This is a genomic window from Mycobacterium sp. 1245801.1 (assembly GCF_001673055.1).
Classification (GTDB): Bacteria; Actinomycetota; Actinomycetes; order Mycobacteriales; family Mycobacteriaceae; genus Mycobacterium; species Mycobacterium europaeum_A.
Genome location: NZ_LZKY01000275.1, coordinates 1 through 676, shown reverse-complemented (window position 1 = coordinate 676; position 676 = coordinate 1). Strand labels below are relative to the sequence as shown.

General features: G+C 69.8%; 2 pseudogenes. One reads left to right on the top strand and one right to left on the bottom strand.

The features are described from left to right. A pseudogene (locus A5622_RS17880) lies at positions 1–610 on the top strand (fatty acid synthase subunit beta domain-containing protein); the annotation flags it as partial. Between the two features lie 23 nt (positions 611–633). On the opposite strand, the pseudogene A5622_RS30830 reads toward A5622_RS17880, so the two are convergent. Beyond that, positions 634–676: pseudogene (locus A5622_RS30830) on the bottom strand (hypothetical protein); the annotation flags it as partial.

Here is a 676-nt window from a genome sequence, read left to right as displayed (position 1 = left end):
GCGCGCCGGTGGTCACCACTCCTGGGAAGACCTCGACGACCTGCTGTTGGCGACCTACTCGGAATTGCGGTCGCGCCCCAACATCACCGTCTGCGTCGGCGGCGGCATCGGCACGCCCGAGCGGGCGGCCGAATACCTGTCCGGGCGCTGGGCGCAGGCGTACGGCTTCCCGCTGATGCCCATCGACGGCATCCTGGTCGGCACCGCGGCGATGGCCGCCAAGGAGGCGACCACCTCGCCGTCGGTCAAGCGCATGCTGGTCGAAACCCAGGGCACCGACCAGTGGATCGGCGCCGGGAAAGCCTCGGGCGGAATGGCATCCAGCCGCAGCCAGCTCGGCGCGGACATCCACGAGATCGACAACAGCGCCTCGCGGTGCGGCCGGCTGCTCGACGAGGTCGCCGGTGACGCGGACGCCGTCGCGGAGCGTCGCGACGAGATCATCGCCGCGATGGCCAACACCGCCAAGCCGTACTTCGGCGATGTCGGTGAGATGACCTACCTGCAATGGCTGCAGCGCTACGTCGAATTGGCCATCGGCGACGGCGATTCCACCGCCGACACCGCCTCGCCGGGCAGCCCGTGGCTGGCCGACACCTGGCGCGACCGCAATTCCGAGTAGGTCGCCAACAGCAGGTCGTCGAGGTCTTCCCAGGAGTGGTGACCACCGGCGCGC